This is a genomic window from Prauserella oleivorans (genome assembly GCF_042685745.1).
GTDB lineage: Bacteria > Actinomycetota > Actinomycetes > Mycobacteriales > Pseudonocardiaceae > Prauserella_A > Prauserella_A oleivorans.
Genome location: NZ_JBHUNT010000001.1, coordinates 5,124,444 through 5,146,594, shown reverse-complemented (window position 1 = coordinate 5,146,594; position 22,151 = coordinate 5,124,444). Strand labels below are relative to the sequence as shown.

At 71.6% G+C, this 22,151-nt stretch carries 22 protein-coding genes; 18 read left to right on the top strand and 4 right to left on the bottom strand.

The genetic code is table 11. The features are described 5' to 3' along the window. The first annotated feature begins 36 nt into the window (after positions 1–36). The 3 genes from pyrH to ACFSZT_RS25335 are packed head-to-tail and all read left to right on the top strand — an operon-like array spanning position 37 to position 2,275. Positions 37–792: a UMP kinase gene (gene pyrH, locus ACFSZT_RS25345; protein ID WP_377385261.1), complete on the top strand. Its 756-nt coding sequence runs from the start codon at positions 37–39 to the stop codon at positions 790–792. Beyond that, positions 789–1,346 carry a ribosome recycling factor gene (frr, locus tag ACFSZT_RS25340; protein ID WP_377384905.1) on the top strand — a complete coding sequence of 186 codons (558 nt, stop codon included), beginning with the start codon at positions 789–791 and terminating at the stop codon, positions 1,344–1,346. The genes pyrH and frr overlap by 4 nt, the downstream gene beginning before the upstream one ends. Continuing rightward, a complete protein-coding gene (locus tag ACFSZT_RS25335) occupies positions 1,346–2,275 on the top strand; it encodes a phosphatidate cytidylyltransferase (RefSeq protein ID WP_377384907.1) in 930 nt (309 codons plus the stop codon). Before frr ends, ACFSZT_RS25335 begins: the two co-directional genes overlap by 1 nt. Before the next feature lie 4 nt (positions 2,276–2,279). Here ACFSZT_RS25335 and ACFSZT_RS25330 read toward each other — a convergent pair whose 3' ends face one another. Next, a complete protein-coding gene (locus tag ACFSZT_RS25330) occupies positions 2,280–3,122 on the bottom strand; it encodes a VOC family protein (RefSeq protein WP_377384908.1) in 843 nt (280 codons plus the stop codon). Between the two features lie 83 nt (positions 3,123–3,205). Here ACFSZT_RS25330 and ACFSZT_RS25325 point away from each other — a divergent pair, with 83 nt between their 5' ends. Then, positions 3,206–3,988, top strand: a complete 783-nt coding sequence (locus tag ACFSZT_RS25325) for a class I SAM-dependent methyltransferase (RefSeq protein WP_377384910.1) — start codon at positions 3,206–3,208, stop codon at positions 3,986–3,988. On the opposite strand, the gene ACFSZT_RS25320 is transcribed toward ACFSZT_RS25325, so the two are convergent. Beyond that, positions 3,949–4,527, bottom strand: a complete 579-nt coding sequence (locus tag ACFSZT_RS25320; protein WP_377384912.1) for a PadR family transcriptional regulator — start codon at positions 4,525–4,527, stop codon at positions 3,949–3,951. The two genes, ACFSZT_RS25325 and ACFSZT_RS25320, sit on opposite strands and share 40 nt — an antisense overlap. A gap of 102 nt (positions 4,528–4,629) precedes the next feature. Between ACFSZT_RS25320 and rlmN the strand changes: the two genes are divergently transcribed. Further along, a complete protein-coding gene (gene rlmN / locus ACFSZT_RS25315) occupies positions 4,630–5,757 on the top strand; it encodes a 23S rRNA (adenine(2503)-C(2))-methyltransferase RlmN (protein WP_377384914.1) in 1,128 nt (375 codons plus the stop codon). Between the two features lie 309 nt (positions 5,758–6,066). On the opposite strand, the gene ACFSZT_RS25310 is transcribed toward rlmN, so the two are convergent. Beyond that, positions 6,067–6,327, bottom strand: a complete 261-nt coding sequence (locus ACFSZT_RS25310; protein WP_377384916.1) for a DUF2631 domain-containing protein — start codon at positions 6,325–6,327, stop codon at positions 6,067–6,069. A 91-nt stretch (positions 6,328–6,418) separates the two neighbouring features. Between ACFSZT_RS25310 and dxr the strand changes: the two genes are divergently transcribed. The 12 genes from dxr to ACFSZT_RS25250 all read left to right on the top strand — a co-directional run bounded on the left by dxr (position 6,419) and on the right by ACFSZT_RS25250 (position 20,199). Then, positions 6,419–7,624 (top strand): 1-deoxy-D-xylulose-5-phosphate reductoisomerase, encoded by a 1,206-nt coding sequence (gene dxr / locus ACFSZT_RS25305; protein ID WP_377384918.1) that lies wholly within the window; start codon positions 6,419–6,421, stop codon positions 7,622–7,624. A 3-nt stretch (positions 7,625–7,627) separates the two neighbouring features. Continuing rightward, complete coding sequence (locus ACFSZT_RS25300) at positions 7,628–8,854, top strand: M50 family metallopeptidase (protein ID WP_377384920.1); 1,227 nt, start codon at positions 7,628–7,630, stop codon at positions 8,852–8,854. Positions 8,855–8,965: 111 nt separating this feature from the next. After that, positions 8,966–10,111, top strand: coding sequence for a flavodoxin-dependent (E)-4-hydroxy-3-methylbut-2-enyl-diphosphate synthase (ispG, locus tag ACFSZT_RS25295; RefSeq protein ID WP_377384922.1), 1,146 nt, complete (start codon positions 8,966–8,968; stop codon positions 10,109–10,111). 1 nt (position 10,112) lies between these two features. Further along, positions 10,113–11,153, top strand: a complete 1,041-nt coding sequence (locus ACFSZT_RS25290) for an LLM class flavin-dependent oxidoreductase (protein ID WP_377384924.1) — start codon at positions 10,113–10,115, stop codon at positions 11,151–11,153. 40 nt (positions 11,154–11,193) lie between these two features. Next, complete coding sequence (locus ACFSZT_RS25285) at positions 11,194–12,030, top strand: helix-turn-helix domain-containing protein (protein WP_377384927.1); 837 nt, start codon at positions 11,194–11,196, stop codon at positions 12,028–12,030. After that, the gene (locus tag ACFSZT_RS25280; RefSeq protein WP_377384929.1) at positions 12,027–12,413 is read left to right on the top strand and encodes a VOC family protein; all 387 of its coding nucleotides are present in this window, start codon (positions 12,027–12,029) and stop codon (positions 12,411–12,413) included. The genes ACFSZT_RS25285 and ACFSZT_RS25280 overlap by 4 nt, the downstream gene beginning before the upstream one ends. 108 nt (positions 12,414–12,521) lie before the next feature. Then, the gene (locus ACFSZT_RS25275; RefSeq protein WP_377384931.1) at positions 12,522–13,376 is read left to right on the top strand and encodes a GNAT family N-acetyltransferase; all 855 of its coding nucleotides are present in this window, start codon (positions 12,522–12,524) and stop codon (positions 13,374–13,376) included. Between the two features lie 48 nt (positions 13,377–13,424). After that, on the top strand, positions 13,425–15,233 hold the full coding sequence (locus ACFSZT_RS25270; RefSeq protein WP_377384933.1) for a penicillin-binding transpeptidase domain-containing protein: 1,809 nt from the start codon (positions 13,425–13,427) through the stop codon (positions 15,231–15,233). A 68-nt stretch (positions 15,234–15,301) separates the two neighbouring features. Then, positions 15,302–16,159: a type I methionyl aminopeptidase gene (map, locus tag ACFSZT_RS25265; RefSeq protein ID WP_377384935.1), complete on the top strand. Its 858-nt coding sequence runs from the start codon at positions 15,302–15,304 to the stop codon at positions 16,157–16,159. Between the two features lie 89 nt (positions 16,160–16,248). After that, positions 16,249–16,998 carry a 3-hydroxybutyrate dehydrogenase gene (locus ACFSZT_RS25260; protein ID WP_377384936.1) on the top strand — a complete coding sequence of 250 codons (750 nt, stop codon included), beginning with the start codon at positions 16,249–16,251 and terminating at the stop codon, positions 16,996–16,998. Positions 16,999–17,042: 44 nt separating this feature from the next. After that, on the top strand, positions 17,043–18,359 hold the full coding sequence (locus ACFSZT_RS25255; RefSeq protein ID WP_377384938.1) for an MFS transporter: 1,317 nt from the start codon (positions 17,043–17,045) through the stop codon (positions 18,357–18,359). Between the two features lie 4 nt (positions 18,360–18,363). Then, entirely contained in the window at positions 18,364–20,199 is a 1,836-nt protein-coding gene (locus ACFSZT_RS25250; protein WP_377384940.1) for a helix-turn-helix domain-containing protein, read from the top strand. Here the strand turns inward: ACFSZT_RS25250 and ACFSZT_RS25245 are convergent. After that, positions 20,165–20,842 carry a FadR/GntR family transcriptional regulator gene (locus tag ACFSZT_RS25245; protein ID WP_377384942.1) on the bottom strand — a complete coding sequence of 226 codons (678 nt, stop codon included), beginning with the start codon at positions 20,840–20,842 and terminating at the stop codon, positions 20,165–20,167. The two genes, ACFSZT_RS25250 and ACFSZT_RS25245, sit on opposite strands and share 35 nt — an antisense overlap. A 65-nt stretch (positions 20,843–20,907) precedes the next feature. On the opposite strand from ACFSZT_RS25245, the gene ACFSZT_RS25240 reads away from it, so the two are divergent. Continuing rightward, the gene (locus tag ACFSZT_RS25240; protein ID WP_377384944.1) at positions 20,908–22,140 is read left to right on the top strand and encodes an MFS transporter; all 1,233 of its coding nucleotides are present in this window, start codon (positions 20,908–20,910) and stop codon (positions 22,138–22,140) included. The last annotated feature ends 11 nt before the right edge of the window (positions 22,141–22,151 follow it).

Below are 22,151 nucleotides of genomic sequence, written 5' to 3'. Positions count from 1 at the left end.
GGCACTAGCACCCGAAGGGTGAAGGGGACGTCGGAGATGAACGAGGACGACACCGACAGGTCGAGGCGCGGTTACCGCCGGGTGCTGCTGAAGCTGGGCGGCGAGATGTTCGGCGGGGGCTCGGTCGGCGTCGACCCCGACGTCGTCCACTCGGTCGCCGTGCAGATCGCCGAGGTCGTGCGGGACGGCGTTCAGATGGCTGTCGTCATCGGCGGCGGCAACTTCTTCCGGGGCGCCGAGCTGTCTCAGCGCGGCCTCGACCGGGACCGCGCCGACTACATGGCGATGCTCGGCACCGTCATGAACTCCCTGGCGCTGCAGGACTTCCTGGAGAAAGAAGGCGTACCGACGCGGGTGCAGACCGCCATCACGATGGGCCAGGTCGCCGAGCCCTACATCCCGCGCCGGGCCGAGCGGCACCTCGAGAAGGGCCGCGTCGTCATCTTCGGCGCCGGGACGGGCATGCCCTACTTCTCGACCGACACCGCCGCCGCCCAGCGGGCGCTGGAGATCGGCTGCGACGTCGTGCTGATGGCCAAGGCCGTCGACGGTGTGTTCACCGACGACCCGAGGGTCGACCCCGGGGCCAAGCTGTTCGACGAGATCTCCCACCGCGAAGTGCTCGAGCGTGGGCTCAAGGTCGCGGACGCCACCGCCTTCAGCCTGTGCATGGACAACAACATGCCGATCATCGTTTTCAACCTCCTCACGGAGGGCAACATCGCCCGGGCCGTGAGTGGTGAGAGGATCGGCACACTGGTCAGTACCCCCACACACCTGGAGCAGCCGTGATCGACGAGACCCTCTTCGATGCCGAGGAGAAGATGGAAAAGGCGGTGTCCGTCGCCAAGGAGGACCTGTCGTCGGTGCGGACGGGCAGGGCGACCCCGGCGATGTTCTCCCGCATCGTTGTCGAGTACTACGGGGCGCCGACCCCGCTCAACCAGCTGGCCAGCGTGAACATCCCGGAAGCGCGCATGGCCGTCATCAAGCCGTACGACACGTCGCAGCTCGCCACCATCGAGAAGGCGATCCGCGACTCCGACCTCGGCGTGAACCCGACCAACGACGGCACCATCATCCGCGTCGTCATTCCTCAGCTGACGGAGGAGCGGCGCAAGGAGATGGTCAAGGTCGCCAAGTCGAAGGGTGAGGACGCGCGGATCTCCATCCGCAGCGTGCGCCGCAAGGCCAAGGAGGAGCTCGACCGCATCGCGCGGGACGGCGAGGCCGGCGAGGACGAGGTCGCCCGGGCTGAGAAGGAGCTGCAGAACCTCACCGACAAGTACGTCCACCAGGTCGAGGAGCTCGTCAAGCACAAGGAAGCCGAGCTACTCGAGGTCTGATGACGAAGGTGAGCGAACACCAGGAGGGACGCGAGGGCGCGGCCGAGCCTGGAGAGTCTCCCGAGCCGGCGCCCGCGGTGCCGCGGCCGGAACCGTCTCCCGAACCGGCCCGTGCGTCGTCGCGGGCCGGCCGGAACCTGCCCGCCGCGATCGCGGTCGGTGTGGCGCTGGGTGCGGCCATCCTGGTGTCGCTGTTCACGGTCAGGTACCTCTTCATCGGCATCGTCGCGGCCGCCATCGCGGTGGGCACGCTCGAGCTGGCGAACGCGTTCCGCAAGTCGGTGGACATCCGGATCGCCGTGGTTCCGGTGCTCGTCGGCGGTCAGGCGATGATCTGGCTCGCGTGGCCGTTCGGCCGCGAGGGTTCGGTGACGGCGTTCGTCGTCACTGTCCTGGTGTGCCTGCTCTGGCGGTTGCCGGGCGGCGCGAAGGGCTACGTCCGGGACGTCGGGGCCTCGGTGTTCGCCGCCGCGTACCTGCCGCTGTTCGCGTCGTTCGCCGCGATGCTCGTGCCGCCGGAGGACGGCGTCGGCCGTGTGCTGTCGTTCATGATCGTGGTCGTCGCGTCCGACACCGGCGGTTACGTGGCCGGAGTGCTGCGTGGCAGGCACCCGATGGCTCCGTCGATCAGCCCGAAGAAGACCTGGGAGGGCTTCGCGGGCTCGCTGGCCGCCGGTATCGCGGCCGGATCGTCGTGCCTGGTGTTCCTCCTGGACGGCCAGGCATGGCAGGGCGTGCTCTTCGGCGCCGCGATCGTGCTCACGGCGACCCTCGGCGACCTCATGGAGTCGCTCATCAAGCGTGACCTCGGGATCAAGGACATGGGCACCACCCTGCCCGGGCACGGCGGCCTGATGGACCGCCTCGACTCGCTGCTGCCGTCGGCCGTCGCGTCGTGGCTGCTGCTGAGTGCGTTCGTCCCCGCGTGAGCGGTCAGTCGTCGTAGGGGTCGTCGACCTCGGCGCGGCCCACACCCAGGTCGACCGGCCGGGAGTGGTCGACGATCGAGAACACCGCACCGCCCGGATCGGCCAGCACCGCGACGCGGCCGAACGGCGTGTCGAACGGCCGGGTGACGATGCTCCCGCCGAGCATCAGCGCCTGGCCCGCGACGGCGTCCGTGCCGCGCTCGGGATCGACCTGCAGGTAGATCATCCAGTGCGGCGGCATCGCGGCCTGCTCGGCAGGCATGACGTAGCGGTACAGCACCGGCTCCGAACCCAGCCGCCATTCGACGTAGTCGATCCCGTCGGTGCCGATCTGCTGGCTGGTGAACTCGAAGAGCTTGCAGTAGAAGTCGTCGGCGCGCACGCCGTCGTGGGTGTTGAGGTCCGCACCACTGAACGTTCCGGGCAGCGTGGTCGCGAACGACCAGTCGGCGGGCGGCTGCCAGAACACGACGGGAGCTCCGCTCGGGTCCAGGGCGTGCACGAGGCTGCCGCGGCCGGGGATGTCCATCGGGCCCAGCGTCACCACGCCGCCGAGGTGCTCGACCCAGGACGCCGTGGCGGCGGCGTTCGCGACGGCGAGGTGGAGCATCCATCCGACCGGCTGGTCCTGCGCGGCCTGGTACAGACCGCCGACTTCCTGGTCGTAGCGCAGCGCGATGGTGTAGCGGCGGGTGACCGTGGCCGGATCGCGCTTGACGAGGAACTCCCAGCCGAACAGCTCGCCGTAGAAGGTGCGGGCGGCCTCCTCGTTCACGGCCGCGAGTTCGATCCAGCACGGGATGCCCGCCGGCACGAAGGAACGGGGTCCGGGTATTTCGACGGACATGCTGCGTAACTCCTCGGCGACGGCCCCGTTTCGTCCAGCCCGCGTGATCTTACTCCCGCCTACCACCGGATAGGCTGAATTCCGTGAAGAGGTTCGTACGCCGGGTGGATATCGTTCCGAGTCCGAACATCTGGTACCACACCGAGGCGTACGAGCTCGAGAACAGCGTGCAGGACGTCGACGGTGTCATCTGGCGGACGCTGGCCGACGCGGCGCCGTGGTCGGGCAAGGATGTGCTGGACGTCGGGTGTGGCGACGGGTTCCACCTCGCGCGCTTCGCCGAGACCGCCCGGTCGGTCGTCGGCGTCGAACCGCACGCGCCGCTGGTGCGGCGGGCGCAGAGCCGCGTCGCCGGACTCCCGAACGTCACCGTCCGCCGGGGTGCCGCCCAGCGGCTGCCGCTGCCTGACGGCGTGGCCGACGTCGTGCACGCCCGCACGGCCTACTTCTTCGGACCCGGCTGCGAGGACGGGCTGGCGGAGGCGGATCGCGTGCTGCGTCCGGGCGGCGCGCTGGTGATCGTCGACCTCGACACCCGGCATGCGCCGTACGGCGACTGGATGCTCGCCGATCTGCCGCACTACGAACCGGACACAGTGGACGAATTCTTCGCCGCCGCCGGGTTCACGTGCTTCCGGGTGGAGACCCGGTGGCGGTTCCCGGATCGCGCGGCCATGGAGTCGGTGCTGCGGATCGAGTTCAGTCCCCGCGTCGCGGCACGCGCCATCGACGAGACGCTGCGCCGCAACGCGGGCACGGACGCAGCGGAGCTGATCCTGCGGGTGGGCTACCGCGTGCTGGTGCGCGCGAAGCCCACCGGGCTCGTTCACGCCTCGTCCGTGGGCGCTTCGCCGAGCATGCCGTAGAGCTCGCGCCGGGCGGTGTCGATCGTCTCCACGGCGCGCGCCTTCTGACTGGTCGTGCCGACGAGCGACACCTGCCGGATCGCGTTGAACAGCGCACCCGACGCCTCCCGGAGCTTGACCTCGTTGGGGTCGGCGTTCTGGGTGAACTGTTCCCACGGCGGGGTGTCGAGTTTCCCGGCAGCCGCGCGCCCCTCGTCGGTCAGGTCGAACAGCCGCTTGCCGCTTTCCTCGCTGCTGTGCACGAGGCCTTCGTCGGCGAGGAGCTGGAGCGTCGGGTAGATCGAGCCCGGGCTCGGTCGCCAGAAGCCGCCGCTGCGCTCGCCGATCTCGCGGATGATCTCGTAACCGTGCCGGGGTTGCTCGGCGAGCAGGGCGAGGATCGCCGACCGCACGTCGCCACGCCGGCCGCGCCTGCCGCGGCCGCCATGCCTGCGGTGCGGGCCGCCGCGGCCGAACGGTCCGGGCGGCGGGAACGGTCCGAAGCCGCCGGGGCGCATCGGCCCGAACGGGCCGCCAGGGGGAGTCGGAAAAGGTGGCATGGTCGTCTCCTTGGTCGTGTCGTGATCGCTCTTGATATGTCAACGATATATCGTAAACAGTCGTAAGAGCAACCTGGGCGTCGTGGGACAATGGAGAGCGCTATGACTGCCACCTCCCTGCCCCTGGTCTTCGACGCGCCCCGCCGTGGCATGCCCCGGCGGCACCTCGCCGATCTGACCCTCGACGAGCGCGCCGAGGCTGTCGCCGAACTCGGCGAGAAGCCGTTCCGGGCCAAGCAGCTGTCGCACCACTACTTCTCCCGGCTCACCGTGGACCCCGACGCGATGACCGACATCCCCGCCGCCTCGCGCAAGCGGCTGGCCGACGAGCTCATGCCGTCGCTGCTCACCGAGGTCCGCGCGCTGGCCTGCGACGACGGCAGTACCCGCAAGACGCTCTGGCGCGCCCACGACGGGACGCTGCTGGAGAGCGTGCTGATGCGCTATCCGGACCGGGCGACGTTGTGCATCTCCAGCCAGGCGGGCTGTGGCATGGCCTGCCCGTTCTGTGCGACCGGTCAGGGCGGGCTCGAGCGCAACCTGTCCACCGCCGAGATCGTCGACCAGGTCCGGGCCGCGGCGGCCGTCATGCGTGACGGTCTGATGCCGGACGCCGACGGCAGGCCGAGCCCGGGCAGGCTGTCGAACATCGTCTTCATGGGAATGGGCGAGCCGCTCGCGAACTACAAGCGCGTGCTCGCCGCCGTACGGCGCATCACCGATCCCGCCCCGGCGGGACTGGGTATCTCGCAGCGCTCCGTGACCGTGTCGACCGTCGGGCTCGCGCCCGCCATCCGGAAACTCGCCGACGAGAAGATGCAGGTGCGGCTCGCGGTGTCGTTGCACACCCCGGACGACGAGCTGCGCGACACGCTCGTGCCGGTGAACAACCGCTGGCCCGTGGCGGAGGTGCTGGATGCCGCGCGCTACTACGCCGACTGCACGGGCAGGCGGGTCTCGATCGAGTACGCGCTGATCCGGGACGTCAACGACCAACCGTGGCGGGCGGACCTGCTCGCCAAGCGGCTGCGGGAGCACCTCGGGCAGCTGGCGCACGTCAACGTCATCCCGCTGAACCCGACGCCGGGCAGCAAGTGGGACGCGAGCCCGAAGCCGGTGGAGCGCGAGTTCGTCCGGCGCGTCAACGCTGGGGGAGTGGCCTGCACCGTGCGGGACACGCGGGGCCAGGAGATCGCCGCCGCCTGCGGCCAGCTTGCCGCCGAAGCCTGACCGGCCCGCTCGGCAGTGTGCGTGACGTGGCCGGGAGTACCTGGTCGATCCGTTCAGGTGACGACCTGAACGCGGTGTTCGGCCGGCGCCGGTCACCGACCGGACGTGGGAGGTTCAGGGCGAACACTCCACGACCCCGGTGCATCGGAGCCGCGGACCCGGTGGTCTCCGCCACCGCCGAGCGGGGGCCTGACCTTGTCGCACCGGCATCACGACATCGCGCACAGCGCACACATCGCGAGTGCGACCGGCCGGCCGGTGCCGTGGTGCGGGCCGGCGACCCCGTCTGATGACGCGCCCGCCGGGCGGTCAGCGGCGCCAGGCGGTGCGACGGCGACGCATGTCGAACACCAGGCCGATGGCCACCGCGATGGCAAGGCCGACGAGCCAGACGTTCTCGGTGTTGTTCTCGTGGTTGCCGATCAGCATGATCAGCAGTGCGAACACGGTGAACCAGCCCGCGAAGCGGGTGGCCTTCGGGAAGCCGCCGTGCCAGCCCCACTCCGCCGACGGCTCGTCGCGGGTGTCGACCTCGGTAGCGCTGCGCTTCTCGACCGCCTTGCCAGCCACGATCACTCCTCACCTGCCACTCATCTGCCGGTCGATGATCCCACATGCCTGCCGTCGGTCCGCGAGGAGGAGTCCGCGAGAATGGTGCCCGATGACTTCACCACGCACCGTGCTCGTCCTCGGGTCGACGGGGTCGATCGGTACCCAGGCGCTCGACGTCGCCGGCCGTAACCCGGGCCTGTTCCGCATCGCCGGCCTCGCCGCGGGCGGCTCCGACCCGCAGGCGCTGGCGGCGCAGGCGCTCGCCCACGACGTCGACGCGGTCGCCGTGACCAAGCCGACCGTGGTGGAGGACCTGCAGCTCGCGTTGTACCAGGAGGCGCAGCGGCGCGGCTACGCCCGCGGCGAGTTCCGCCTGCCACGCATCTTCGCCGGTGCCGACGCCGTCGTGGAGCTCATCGACGCCGTGCGCGCGGACGTGGTGCTCAACGGCATGCCCGGCTCGCAGGGGCTCACCCCGACGCTGAAGGCGCTGGAGACGGGCGGGATGCTGGCGCTGGCCAACAAGGAGTCGCTCATCGCGGGTGGACCGCTCGTGCTCGGCGCGGCCGCACCCGGCCAGATCGTGCCCGTGGACTCCGAGCACTCGGCGCTCGCGCAGGCGCTGCGGGGTGGCCGGGCGAGCGAGGTGGAGCGGCTGGTGCTCACGGCCTCCGGCGGGCCCTTCCGGGGCAGGACCCGCGCGGAGATGGCCGACGTCACGGTGGACGACGCGCTGGCACACCCGACGTGGGCGATGGGGCCGCTGGTCACCGTCAACTCCGCGACCATGGTGAACAAGGGTCTGGAGCTCATCGAGGCGCACCTGCTCTTCGACGTCCCGTGTGACCGGATCGACGTCGTGGTCCACCCGCAGTCGATCGTGCACTCGATGGTCACCTTCGTCGACGGCTCCACCTTGGCGCAGGCCAGCCCGCCGGACATGCGGCTGCCGATCGCGCTGGCCCTGCACTGGCCGGATCGGGTGCCCGGCGCCGCGCCGGCCTGCCGCTGGGACCAGGCGTCGGCGTGGACCTTCGAGCCCGTGGACGACACGGCGTTCCCGGCCGTCGAGCTGGCCCGGCACGTCGGCACCGTAGGCGGGTGCCTGCCCGCTGTGTTCAACGCCGCCAACGAGCAGCTGGTCGGCGCCTTCCTGGCCGGCAACAGCGGCTTCACGTCCATCGTGGACACTGTGAGTGCGGTGGTCTCCGCGGCCGACGAGTGGCATCGGGAGCCCAGGGACGTCGACGACGTCCTCGCCGCGGAACGGTGGGCGCGGGAGCGTGCCCTGGCGATCAGTACGGGAGGGAAGTAGCGCGTGCTCGTCTACATCCTGGGAGTCGCGCTCTTCGCGCTCGGCATCTGTGTGTCGGTCGCGTTGCACGAGGCGGGCCACATGGTGGCCGCCAAGTCGTTCGGCATGAAGGTACGCCGCTACTTCGTCGGCTTCGGCCCGACGATCTTCTCGTTCCGTCGCGGGGAGACGGAGTACGGCCTCAAGGCGCTGCCGCTGGGCGGGTTCTGCGACATCGCGGGCATGACGGCGCTCGACGAGGTCACCGACGACGAGCGGCCGCGCGCGATGTACCGCTTCAAGACGTGGAAGCGGACGGTCGTGATGGCCGCCGGGTCGTTCACCCACTTCCTGCTGGGCTTCATCGTGCTGTACCTGATGGCCGTCACGATGGGGCTGCCGAACCTGTTCGGCACGCCGCAGGTGTCCGCGGTGTCGGAGTGCGTGCAGGACGCGCGGACCAACGAGGAGTACCGCAACCCCACCTGCGCGCCCGGCGCCCCCGCACCCGCCCGCGAGGCCGGGATCCGGCAGGGCGACGTCATCGTGTCGGTCGACGGGCAGCAGACGCCGACCTATTCCGACGTGGTGGCGAAGGTCCAGCCGCTCTCCGGGCCGGTCGACGTCGAGGTGGACCGCGACGGCGAGATCGTGCCGCTGCGGGTGAACGTCGAAAAGGTGACCAGGCCCGTCACCGACCCGGAGAATCCGGATGGCCCGCCCAAGCTCGTGGCCGTCGGATCCATCGGCGTGAGCTTCCCGAGCACGTTCGAGTACACCCCTGTCTCGGCGATCGGCGGCTCGCTGGCGTTCACCGGCGACATGCTCGTGGAGACATGGAACCGGCTGCTCGAGCTGCCCGAACGCGTGCCGGCGGTGGTCGAGGCCATCTTCGGCGAGGAGCGGGACCCGAACACGCCGGTCAGTGTCGTCGGAGCCAGCCGGATCGGCGGCGAGGCGGTGCAGGAGGGCCTGTGGGAGCTGTTCTTCTTCCTGCTGGCGAGCCTGAACTTCTTCGTCGGCATCTTCAACCTGCTGCCGTTGCTGCCGCTCGACGGCGGGCACATCGCCGTCACGTGGTACGAGCGCGTGCGCGACTGGATCCGCAAGGCGCGGGGCAAGATGCCCGCGGGCCCCGTCGACTACACCAAGCTCAGCGGTGTGACGATGGTCCTGGTGGTGATCGGGGGCGCGTTCATGCTGCTCACGGTGACCGCCGACATCGTCAACCCGATCCGCATCACGGAGTAGCCGGACTGTCGCGCTGCTCACCGTGACCCGGGACATCACGGGTCCGTCCGTCCCCGCCCGCTGACGTATCGTGGTCGGTGACGCGTTCGCTGACCGTTTGCAGAGGAATCGATGACCGTCGACCTTGGCCTGCCCGCCACTCCGCCGCCTGTACTCGCCGAACGCCGCAAGACCCGCCAGCTGCACGTCGGCCCGGTCGGTGTCGGCAGCGACTACCCGATCTCGGTGCAGTCGATGACCACCACCAACACCGCCGACGTCAACGCGACGCTGCAGCAGATCGCCGAGCTCACCGCGGCCGGGTGCGACATCGTGCGCGTCGCGTGCCCGAGCGCCGACGACGCCGAGGCGCTGCCCGCGATCGCCGCGAAGTCGAAGATCCCGGTGATCGCCGACATCCACTTCCAGCCGAAGTACGTCTTCGCCGCCATCGAGGCCGGGTGCGCAGGCGTCCGCGTGAACCCCGGCAACATCAAGAAGTTCGACGACAAGGTCGCCGAGATCGCCAAGGCCGCCAAGGACCACGGCACGCCCATCCGGATCGGCGTCAACGCGGGTTCTCTCGACCCGCGGCTGCTGAAGAAATACGGCAAGGCGACGCCGGAGGCACTGGCCGAGTCGGCGCTGTGGGAGGCGTCGCTGTTCGCCGAGCACGACTTCCACGACCTGAAGATCTCCGTGAAGCACAACGACCCGGTCGTGATGGTCCGGGCCTACGAGATCCTCGCCGAGCAGTGCGACTACCCGCTGCACCTCGGCGTCACCGAGGCCGGGCCCGCGTTCCAGGGCACGATCAAGTCCGCCGTCGCCTTCGGGGCGCTGCTGCGGCAGGGAATCGGTGACACGATCCGGGTGTCGCTGTCCGCGCCGCCGGTCGAGGAGGTCAAGGTGGGCACGCAGATCCTGCAGTCGCTGAACCTGCGGCCCCGGAAGCTGGAAATCGTGTCCTGCCCGTCGTGCGGCCGTGCCCAGGTGGACGTCTACAAGCTGGCCGACGAGGTCACCGCGGGCCTGGAGGGCATGGAGGTGCCGCTGCGCGTGGCCGTCATGGGTTGCGTCGTCAACGGTCCCGGCGAGGCGCGGGAGGCCGACCTCGGCGTCGCCTCGGGCAACGGCAAGGGCCAGATCTTCGTCAAGGGCGAGGTCATCAAGACCGTGCCGGAGCACCAGATCGTCGAGACGCTGATCGAAGAGGCCATGCGCATCGCGGAGGAGTCGGGGGAGTCCGGCGGCCGGCCTGTCGTCTCGGTGAGCTGAGGTGGCCTTCGAGCTCGGGATCTACTCGTTCGGCGAGATCACGTCGGACCCGGTCACGGGCGAGTTGCCCACGGCGCGGCAGCGGCTCGCGGACTATCTCGAGCAGGCCACCCTCGCCGACCAGGTCGGGCTCGACGTGTTCGCCCTGGGCGAGCACCACCGCAGCGACTTCGCCGTCTCGGCGACGTCCGTGGTGCTCTCCGCCATCGCCCAGCGCACCCGCGACATCCGGCTCGCCAGCGCGGTCACGGTGCTCAGCTCCGAGGATCCGGTGCGGGTCTTCCAGCAGTACGCGACGCTGGACCTGCTCTCGGACGGCCGCGCGGAGATCATCGCCGGCCGCGGCTCCTACACCGAGTCGTTCCCGCTGTTCGGGTACGACCTCGCCGACTACGACGAGCTGTTCGCCGAGAAGCTCGACCTGCTGCTCGCGATCCGGGAGCACAACCCGGTCACGTGGTCCGGCACGCACCGTCCGCCGCTGCGCAACGCCGACATCGCGCCGAGGCCGCTGCAGGATCCGCTGCCGGTCTGGGTCGCCGTCGGCGGCACCCCGGCGTCGGTGGTGCGGGCGGCGCGGCTCGGGCTGCCGCTCGCGCTGGCCATCATCGGTGGTCCGCTGGCGCGGTTCACGCCGTTCGCCCACCTGTACCGGCAGGCCGCCCGCGAGGCCGGGCACGATCCGGCCACGCTGCCGCTGAGCATCAACTCGCCCGGGTTCGTCGCGCCGACGAGCCAGGCTGCCCGGGAGCTGTCCTACCCGTACTTCAACCGCGGGATGCTGGAGAACTTCCACGAGCGCGGCCGGGGCTTCCACACCTCGCCCGAGGCCTACGCCGCACAGTCCTCGCCGCAGGGAGCGTTGGTGGTGGGCAGCCCGCAGGAGATCATCGACAAGATCCTCTACCAGCACGAGCTGTTCGGGCATCGGCGGCTGCTCATTCAGCTCGCGTTCGGCGGCGTGCCGCAGAAGGAGACCCTCCGGGCGATCGAGCTGCTCGGCACCGAGGTCGCGCCGGTCGTGCGCCGGGAGATCGGCTGACGGGTTGCCAGGCCCCGCCCTGGGTGCGCACGCTGGACCCATGCTCCGAGCCGAATGGGCCGTGCACCCGCCGCACCCGCGGCTGCGCCCGTTCGTCGCGCGCTACATCGGCTACTCCCAGCACGGCAACACACTCGCCGTGCACCGGGGCCTGCCGAGCAGGCACATCACCCTGATCATCAGTCTCGAGCGGCCCATCCGCGTCGTCGGGATGCCGCGCGCAGACCAGTCGCCGGGCGAGTTCCACGGGCTTGTCGGCGGGCTGCACACCGCGCCGTCCCTGATCGCCCAGGACGCCGTCCAGCGCGGGGTGCACGTGGAGCTCGAACCGCTCGGCCTCCACGCCCTGCTCGGGCTGCCGTCCGCCGAGCTCGCCGGCAGCGTGGTGGACCTCGCCGACCTCGGCCTGGCCTCGCTGCCCGAACGGCTGGCCGAGGCGCCCGACTGGCCGCACCGGTTCCGCGTGCTCGACGACGTGCTGCGCGCCCGCCTCACCGACGACGTCGCACCCGCGCCCGAGGTCGGCTGGGCGTGGCGGCGGATGCGGGCCGCCGCGGGCGGCGTGCGCGTCGACGCCCTCGCCCGGGAGGTCGGCTGGAGCCGCAGGCACTTCGGGGAGCGCTTCCGCCGCGAGCTGGGGCTCTCGCCGAAGCAGGCCGCCCGTGTCCTGCGGTTCGAACGTGCGGGCCTGCTCCTGCGGGCCAGGCCGCGCGCCGACCTCGCCGAGCTGGCCGTCGAGTGCGGCTACTACGACCAGGCCCACCTCACGCACGAATGGCGCGCGCTGGCCGGCTGCCCGCCCGGCGCGTGGATGGCCGAGGAGCTCCCGTTTTTGCAAGACGACGACGTGTGGCCGGGAGCAGAGTCGGGGACATGAACAACCCAGGAATCTGGCCGTGCTTGCTCTACGACGACGCCGCGGCGGCCCGGCGTTTTCTCACCGAGGTCCTCGGGTTCACCGAGGCACTGGTCGTCCCAGAGGACGGCACGACGATCGCGCACGCCGAGTTCCGCTGGCCCGAGGGCGGCGGCGTGATGCTCGGCTCGCGGGCGCAGGCGCATGCCGGCGTCGCCCCTCCGGCCCCGAACCAGTGGGTGTACGTGGTGACCGCCGATCCGGACGCCGTGTACAAGCGGGCGCTGGACGCCGGGGCGACGATCGCCGAGAAGCCGTACGACACCGACTACGGCTCCCACAACGTCGCGATCACCGACCCGGAGGGCACCGTCTGGAACTTCGGGACCTACGGCGGCGCGTGAGCCCGAGACCCCCGGGCGCGATCACGCACAGTGCTCACCACCCGTCGGCGACGGGCCGTCCGGGGGTCTTGGTTCCCGTCCGGCGCCGCGATCTGGCAGGCTGGAGCCGTGTTGCGGGTTGCTGGTGCGCGGCTGCTCGAGGACAGGGACTATCCGGCCGTCCGGGCCGCGCTCGCCGCGGACCCGGTGGCCAGCTGCATGGTCTCCGCGCGCGTCGAGGTAGCGGGGCTGGATCCGTGGCGTCTCGGCGGCGAGCTCTGGGGCGCCGACGGCCGATCCTCCCGCACCAGCGGTCTCAACGGCCTGTGCTTCTCCGGCCCGAACCTGATCCCGCTGCGGGGCGATGCCGCGGCGCTGCGCTCCTTCGCCGACCGGGCGCTGCGGCGTGCCCGCTCGTGTTCGTCCGTGGTCGGTCCCGCCGAGCAGGTCCTCGGGATGTGGGACGAGCTCGCCCGTGAGTGGGGCCCCGCCCGGGAGGTCCGGCAGGACCAGCCGCTGATGGCGCTGGACCGCCTCCCCGAGGTGCCGATCGACAGGTACGTCCGGCCGGTGCGGCCCGATGAGATCGACCGCTACCTGCCCGCGGCCATCGCGATGTTCATCGAGGAGGTCGGGGTCGATCCGCGCGCGGGCGACGGCGGCGCGGGCTACCGGGCGCGCGTGTCCGAGCTCATCGCCAGCGGCCGGGCATTCGCCCGGTTCGAGGACGGTGAGGTGGTATTCAAGGCCGAGATCGGTGCGCTGTCGCAGAGCGTCGGGCAGATCCAGGGCGTGTGGGTGCACCCGGAACGCCGAGGCCAGGGCCTCGGCGCCACCGGCACGGCCGCCGTGGCCGCCCGGCTCGTCCAGGGCATGGGCCGCATCGCGAGCCTCTACGTCAACTCCTTCAACGCGCCCGCCCTGGCCGTGTATCGCAAGATCGGATTCCGGCAGGTCGGCCGCTACGCCACGGTCCTGTTCTGACCGTGCGCCGGGCCGCGGTGTCGCAGCCGTGCTGCATACTGATCAGCCGTGCGCTCCCGATGTCACCGCCTCACCGCGATCGTGTTGTCCGCCGCTGTCGTTCTCTCGGGCTGCGGGGTCTTCGGCGGCAGCGACGCCGACGACGCGATGGAGGAATTCCTCGCCGCGTTCGCCGCGGGTGACATCGCGACGGCCGCGGGTCTCACCGACTCGCCGCGCGCGGCGACGGCGGTGCTGCGCCAGGCACGCGAGGCGCTGAAGCCGGCCTCGGTCGGCACCTCGCTCGGCGGCGTGCAGGAGACCTCCGGCGGAGACACCGCCGGGGCCTCCTACCGCCTCGACTGGGACCTCGGGCACGACCGGCACTGGCGCTACGACGCCCAGGCACAGCTGCGCACCGTCGACGGTGACTGGAAGGTGCGCTTCACGCCCGCCGTGGTCCACCCGCGATTGGGTTCGCAGCAGAGCCTCGCCCTGCACACCGACCGGCCGACACCGGCCCCCGTGCTCGACCGGGAGGGCGCGGCGTTGTTGCAGGCCGACACCGTGATCGGCGTCGTCCTCGACCGCCGGGCCGCGGGCGATCGGCTGGACGCCGTCGCGGCAACGCTCGCCGGATCGCTCGGGCGGTTCGAGCCCAGCATCACGAAGCAGTCGATCCTCGACGGTGCGCGCGGCACCAAACCAGGGCAGGGCTACCTCGTGGCGAGCCTGCGCTCGGCCGACTACCAGGCCGTCAAGCCCACGATCTACGACCTGCCGGGTGTGCGGTTCACCAGCGAGGAACGGCTCCTGCCTGCCGAACGCGGGCTGGGCGAGCAGATCCTGCCCGCCGTCCGCGCCGAGGTCGCCGACCGGGTCGCCGGGCGGGACGGCTGGCGGGTGGTGACCACCGACGTCGCCGGCGCCGAGATCGCCGAACTGGGCGCCGCCGCGCCGCACCCGGCCGCCGCCGTGCGCAGCACGTTGAGCCTGCGCACCCAGCAGGCCGCCGAGCGGGCGCTGGACGACGTGCGCGAGCCGGCCGCGATCGTGGCGATCCAGCCGTCCACCGGCGACCTGCTGGCCGTCGCGCAGAACGCGCCCGCCGACGACCAGGGCACCATCGCCCTCACCGGCCGCTACCCGCCGGGCTCGACGCTCAAGATCGCCACCGCGGCCGCCGCGCTGTCCTCGGGCAAGGTCGGCGCCGACACCGTCGTGGACTGCCCGCCGACGACGACCATCGACAACACCAGGCTCGTGCCCAACGACGAGCGCTTCGGCCTGGGCCGGGTGCCGCTGCATACCGCGTTCGCGCACTCGTGCAACACGACGTTCGCGCGGCTCGCGGCCGACCTCCCGCCGGACGCGCTGACCACGGCGGCCCGCTCGCTGGGCATCGGGGCGGACTTCGTGATCCCCGGCGTCACCACCATCACCGGCTCGGTGCCGCCCGCCGACACCGTCGTGCAACGGGCCGAGAACGGCTTCGGCCAGGGCACCACGCTGGCGAGCCCGTTCGGCATGGCGCTCGCGGCGGCCACCGTCGCGCACGGCGAGACCCCCGTGCCGACGCTGATCGAGGGCACGCGGACGCGGGCCAGCCGGCTCGGCACGCCGCTGCGGGACGGCGTGCTCGACGCGGTGCGCCGGATGATGCGCGAGGTCGTCACCGACGGCACGGCCACCGCGCTGCGCGACCTGCCGGACGTCCACGGCAAGACGGGCACCGCGCAGTTCGGCGACGGCCGCAACTCCCACGGCTGGTTCGCCGGGTACCAGGGTGACGTGGCGTTCTCCGTGCTGCTCGTCGGCGCCGGTACGTCGAAGCCCGCCGTCGACGTGGCCCGCGACTTCCTGGCGGGCACCCGCTGAGTGTGACGTCGTCCGGTGTGGCGGCGGTCGGGCCGATCCGGTTCCGGCCGCGACGTAGGCTGGGGGACATGCCCGTTCGTGCTCCGTTGAAGCCTGGCGTGCAGACGCCGCGCCGTGCTGTTCCGTCCTCCATCGCCCGCCCCGAATACGTCGGCAAGCCCGTGCCCGCGCGCGACAACGGCAACGGCGTCCGGACGCCCGAGGTCATCGAGGCGATGCGGGTGGCGTGCCGGATCGCGGCCCAGGCGCTCGAGGAAGGCGGCAAGGCCGTCAAGCCGGGCAACACCACCGACGACGTCGACAAGGTGGTGCACGAGTTCCTCATGGACCACGGTGCCTACCCGTCGACGCTCGGCTACCGGGGCTTTCCGAAGTCGTGCTGCACCTCGCTGAACGAGGTCATCTGCCACGGCATCCCGGACTCGACCGTGATCGAGGACGGCGACATCTGCAACATCGACGTCACCGCCTACATCGGCGGTGTGCACGGCGACACCAACGCCACGTTCCTCGCCGGGGACGTGTCCGACGAGGTGCGGTTGCTCGTCGAGCGCACGCACGAGGCCACCATGCGTGCCATCAAGGCGGTCCGTCCGGGCAGGCGGCTCAACGTCATCGGCCGAGTGATCGAGTCCTACGCCAAGCGCTTCGGCTACGGCGTCGTGCGGGACTTCACCGGCCACGGGGTCGGGCCCGGCTTCCACACCGCGCCCACCGTGCTGCACTACGAGGAGCCCTCGGTCACCACGATCATCGAGCCCAACATGACGTTCACGATCGAGCCGATGATCACGCTCGGCACGATCGACTACGACGTCTGGGACGACGACTGGACGGTCACCACCAAGGACAAGAAGTGGACCGCCCAGTTCGAGCACACCATCCTCGTCACCGACAGCGGCGCGGAGATCCTCACGCTGCCCTAAGGGGTGGGCGCTGCCCACACCCGTCCGGGTGGAGTTGTAGCCCTTCGACACATGGTTGCCGGACCGGGGTCGTTCTACCGTCGGCAGCCATGACCAGCAGCCTGCACGGACGGAATGCCCTCGTCACCGGTGGGGGGAGCGGAATCGGCCGGGCGTGTGTCCGTGTGCTCGGTGCCGCGGGTGCGAAGGTGCATCTCGTCGACGTCGATCCCGCCGCCGCGGCGGCCGTCGCCGAGGAGACAGGTGCGCTCGCGCACGTCGCCGATCTCACCGACCCGGCTGCGGTGGAGGGCCTGCCCGCCGACGTCGACATCCTCGTCAACAACGCGGGTATCCAGCACATCGCCCCCATCCCCGACTTTCCGCCCGAGACGTTCGCCGCGATCCAGCAGCTGATGGTCACCACGCCGTTCCTGCTGATGCGGCGCTGCCTGCCCGCCATGTACGCGCGCGGCTGGGGTCGAATCGTCAACATCTCCAGCGTCCACGGCCTGCGCGCCAGCCCGCACAAGGCCGCCTACGTCGCCGCCAAGCACGGTCTGGAAGGGCTGAGCAAGGTCGCCGCGCTCGAAGGGGCCGCCCACGGCGTGACAAGCAACTGCGTCGACCCGGGCTACGTGCGCACGGCGCTCGTCGAGAACCAGATCGCCGACCAGGCCCGCTCGCGCGGCATCGCCGAGCGCGACGTGGTCGACGAGGTGTTCCTGAGCCGCACGGCCGTCAAACGGCTCATCGAACCCGAGGAGGTCGCCGCGCTGGTGCGGTGGCTGTGCGGCGACGACGCCGGATACCTCACCGGCGCCTCGATTCCGGTGGACGGCGGCTGGACCGCTGGCTGATCTCCCGCCAACCCGACACCAACACAACGAAGTGGTGATGCCCGATGGCGCAAGCCAGGTCCATCAAGCGCATCGTCGGTGCCAGCATGATCGGCACGACGATCGAGTGGTACGACTTCTTCCTGTTCGGCTCCGCGGCCGCGCTGGTGTTCAACACGCTGTTCTTCCCGGAGGCCGACCCGCTCACCGGCACGCTCCTCGCGTTCGGCACGTACGCGATCGGGTTCGTCGCCCGTCCCCTCGGCGGCCTCATTTTCGGCCACTACGGCGACAAGCTGGGCCGCAAGAAGCTGCTCGTCGTGAGCCTGCTCATGATGGGCGGCGCGACGTTCGCGATGGGCCTGTTGCCCACCTACGCCGACATCGGCATCGCCGCGCCGCTGCTGCTGATCGCGTTGCGCCTCGTGCAGGGCTTCGCGCTCGGCGGTGAGTGGGGCGGCGCGGTGCTGATCGTCTCCGAACACGGGGACGCCAACCGGCGGGGGTTCTGGGCATCGTGGCCGCAGGCGGGCGCGCCCGGCGGCAATCTGCTCGCCACCGCGGTGCTCGCCGTCCTCGCCGCGGTGCAGAGCGACGCGGCATTCGAGGCGTGGGGCTGGCGGATCCCGTTCCTGCTCTCCGGACTGCTGGTGGGCATCGGGTTGTGGATCCGGCTGTCGGTGTCGGAGTCGCCGGTGTTCCTGGAGGCCGTCACGAAGGCCGGGGACGCCCCTGCGCCGGAGAAGGCGCCGATCGTCACCGTGTTCAAGCGCAGCAGCCGTGAGGTGTTCATCGCCATGGGCGCCCGCTTCGGCGAGAACGTCTCGTACTACATCCTCACCGCGTTCGTGCTCGTGTACCTGACCAACCACGTGGACCTGCCCAAGTCCGTCGGCCTCAACGCCGTGCTGATCGGCTCGGCCGTCCACTTCGTCACCATTCCGCTGTGGGGGCTGCTCTCGGACGTCATCGGTAGGCGGGCGGTGTCGCTGTTCGGCGCGATCGGCATGGGGCTGTGGGGATTCGCGTTCTTCGCGATGCTCGACACGGCGTCGACGGTCGGCATCGTCGTCGCGGTCACCGTGGGACTCGTCCTGCACGGCGCCATGTACGGGCCGCAGGCGGCGTTCTTCTCCGAACTGTTCGGCACGAAGGTGCGGTACTCCGGTGCGTCCATCGGGTACCAGCTCGCGTCCATCGTGGCCGGAGGGCTCGCGCCGCTCATCGCGACCGCGCTGCTGGACAGCACCGGGGCGAGCCTTTTGATCTCGGTCTACCTGGCGGTGGCGTGCGCGTTCACGGTCGTGGCCGTGGTCGTGTCCCGGGAGACCCGCGGTACCTCGCTCCGGGACGCGGAGAGCACCGCTGCGGTGACAGCATGAACCGGTGACCGACAGCGCTCGCCGACTGCTGGAACTGCTGTCCGCGGACGCGACCGGCGACGAGCTGGCTCGCGTGCCCGCGGACAGCGCCACGTTGCGGCTCGCGATGGACATCCGGCGCACGCTCGACGCGCACAGCAGGCGGGAGGCCGAGCTCGCCGCCCTGTTCGACACCGCGAGCGATCTCGCCCGGCTGCGCGATCTGGACGCCGTGCTGCGGTCGATCGTGCACCGGGCGCGCATGCTGCTGCGGGTCGACGTGTCCTACCTGAGCCTCAACGACGACGGGTCCGACAGCACGTACATGCGGGTGACGGACGGCTCGGCGTCGGCGCTGTTCCAGCAGGTCCGGCTGGGCATGGGCGAGGGCCTCGGCGGGCTCGTCGCGCAGACCGCCCGGCCGTACGCGACCGCGAACTATCCCGAGGACGACCGGTTCCAGCACACCGGGCCGATCGACCGGGCCGTGGGCGACGAGGGGCTCATCGCGATCCTCGGGGTGCCGCTCGCGCTGGGGGAGCAGGTGATCGGGGTGCTGTACGCCTCGGACCGGCGTCCCCGCACGTTCACCCCGGACGAGGTCGCGTTGCTCTCGTCGCTGGCCGACCACGCCGCCATCGCGATCGACAACGCGCGGCTGATCGAGTCCAGTGCGGCCGCGCTGGAGGAGCTCGGGCAGGCCAACGCGACGATCCGGGCGCATCACGAAGCGCTCGCGCGCGCCCAGGACGCCCACGACCGGCTCACCGAGCTCGTGCTCGGCGGCGCCGACGTGCGGCAGGTGGCGGAGGCGGTCGCGGCGGTGCTGGGCGGGGGCATCGTCGTGCACGACGCGGAGGGGGCCGAGCTCGGCCGCGCGGGCCGCGGTCCGCTGCGCCGGTCGGAGGGGGCGCTGGCCGCCTCCCGCGCCGCGGGCCGTGCCGTGGCCGACGGTGAGAACTGGGTGTGTGCGGTGATGGCGGGCCCGCAGCTGCTCGGCAGCATCACACTCGCCGGCCGCCCCGGCTTGGGCGAGCAGGACCGCAGGCTCTTCGAACGGGCGAGCGTGGTGACCGCCCTGCTGTTGTTGTTGCGCCGTTCGGCCGCGGAGGCGGAGGACCGGGTGCGCGGCGAGCTGCTCACCGACCTGCTCAGCGCACCCGGCCGCGACCCGGCCGCGCTGCTGGACCGCGGGCGCAGGCTGGGTCTCGATCTCTCGGCCCCGCATTCGGTGCTCGCCCTGCACGCCGACGACGTCCCGCGGGCCCGGCTGGCCTCGGCCGCCGCCCGGCGGGGTGTGCTCGCCGGTGTCCAGGCCGGCCGGGTGGTACTGCTGGTGGCCGGCGAGTCGCCGGGGGCGTCGGCGCGGACGGTGGCGGGCGATCTGACACGGCTGCTCGGGTGCCCGGTGACCGTGGGAGCGTCGGGCCCGGCGCGTGGCCCCGCCGAGATCGCCGCCGCCCATGCCGAGGCGACCCGGTGCCTGCGCGCGCTGATCGTGCTCGGCAGGCACGGCGACGGCGCCGCCACCGCGGATCTCGGCTTCGTCGGCGTCGTGCTGGGCGACAAGGCGAACGTGCCGGAGTTCGTCCGCACGACGCTGGGGCCGGTGCTCGACTACGACGCCGCCCGCGGCACGGAGCTGCTCGAGACCCTGCGGGCGTACTTCGCGTGCAACGGCAACCTCACCCGGGCCAAGGACCGGTTGCACGTGCACGTCAACACGGTGGCGCAGCGGCTGGAGCGCGTCTCCACACTGCTGGGCGCCGACTGGCAGAGCCCGGACCGCGCGCTGGAACTGCAGCTCGCGCTGCGGCTGCACGAGCTCAGCGGCGACCTTCCCGATCCAGCAGGTCGGTGAGGAACCCGCACGCCTCGGCGGCCGCCCGCTCGGGATCGCGCGCGGCGACGGCGTCGAGCAGGCCGTGGTGGCCGGTGGACTCGGTGCCCGGCAGGTCGATCCGGGTGGTCGCCGCGACGCTTGCCACGATCACCTCGGTGAGGCCGCGGTAGAGCTCGGTCAGCAGCGTGTTGTGGGCGGCCTCGATGACGGCGAGGTGGAACCGGGCGTCGGCGTGCACGTAGTCGTCGATGCGCCCGGCTTCCCACGCCCGGTCGCGGGTGCCGAGGAACTCGCGCATGCGGCGCAGGTCGTCCTCGGTGCGCTCGGTCGCGGCCAGCCGCGCACCCTCCACCTCGAGCGGCTTGCGCACCTGCAGGACCTCCCGCAGCTCGGATCCGGCGAGCCTGCGGATGGCGCCGGACACCTCGCTCGTGGCCCGGACGTACGTGCCGTCGCCCTGGCGTACCTCCAGCAGCCCGCAGTGGGCGAGCGCGCGCACGGCTTCCCGCACGGTGTTGCGCCCGACGCCGAGGTCCGCCACGAGTTCGCTCTCGGTCGGGATGCGCCTGCCGACCGGCCACTCGCCCGCCCGGATGGCCTCGCGGAGCTGGCTGATGACCTGGTCGACCAGGCCGGAGCGCTGGGTAGCGGCCAGAGGCACGGTGGCTCCCTTCGCCGGATTCGTCCGTTCGCCCGATCATCCTACCTTTTGCTAGGCTGCGTGTCATGGCACACGGAACCCCCCTCGGCGAAACGGCGACCCGCCGGTCCACCGGTATTGCCGCGGGCGCGGGGTTGCTGGCCGTGGCGGTGGTCGTCGCGGCGCTGAACCTGCGGCCGTCGGTGACGTCCGTCGGTGCGGTTCTCGACGAGGTCCAGCGTGCGCTCGGCGCCACCGAGACGTGGGCGGGCGCGCTCACCACGATGCCCGGCCTGTGTTTCTCGCTCGCCGGGTTCGGCGCACCGTGGCTGGCGCGGCGGATCGGGCTGCACGCCGCCGTCGCCGTGGCGCTCGGCGTGCTCGCCGTGGGTCTCGTGGTCCGCGTGCTCAACGGACCGTTCGTGGTGCTCGCGGGCACGCTCGTCGCCAGCGCGGGCATCGCGCTGGCCAACGTGCTCATCCCCGTGGTGGTGAAGACGTCGTTCGCGGCGCGGCTCGGGCTCATGACCGGCATCTACACCGCCGCGTTGCAGACCGGCGGTGCGCTCGGGTCCGCGGTCACGCCGCCGCTGTCGGACGCGGGCGGTGGCTGGCGTGGCGGGCTCGGCGGTTGGGCCGTCCTCGCCGTGCTCGCCCTCGCGCTGTGGTTCGCGGCCACGAGGCGGCCGGCCGGCGAGCGCACGGACGGTGTGGACGGCGCCACCCCGGTGTCGCACCACGAGTCCGCGCGGCGTTCGCTGCTGCGCAACCGGCTCGCCTGGATCGTCACCGGATTCTTCGGCACCCAGGCGTGCTTCGCCTACATCATGATGGGCTGGATGCCGCAGGTGCTCATCGACGCGGGCGTCAGCCGCACGGCCGCCGGGCTCCTGCTCGGCCTGGTCTCCCTGCTCGGGCTGCCGGTGAGCCTCCTCGTGCCGCCGCTCGTCACCGCCCGCGGCGGCCTGGGCTGGTGGACGGTCGGGCTCGGGCTGCTCGGCATCACCGGCGTCGTCGGCCTGATGGCGGCGCCCTCGGCGGCCCCGCTGCTGTGGTCGATCCTCGTCGGGCTCGGCATGGCGGTGTTCTCGCTCGCGATCGCGGCCATCGCGCTGCGCGCGCGGACCGGCACCGACACGGCCACGCTGTCGGGCATGGCCCAGGGCTTCGGCTACCTGCTCGGCGCGCTCGGCCCGTTCCTGTTCGGCCTCCTGCGCGACCTCACCGGCGGCTGGACCGTGCCGCTCGGCATGGTGCTCGTCGTGCTCTGCGGCCAGCTCGTGTTCGGCTGGCTGGCCGGCAAGCCGCGCTACGTCTGAGCCGCGGCGCT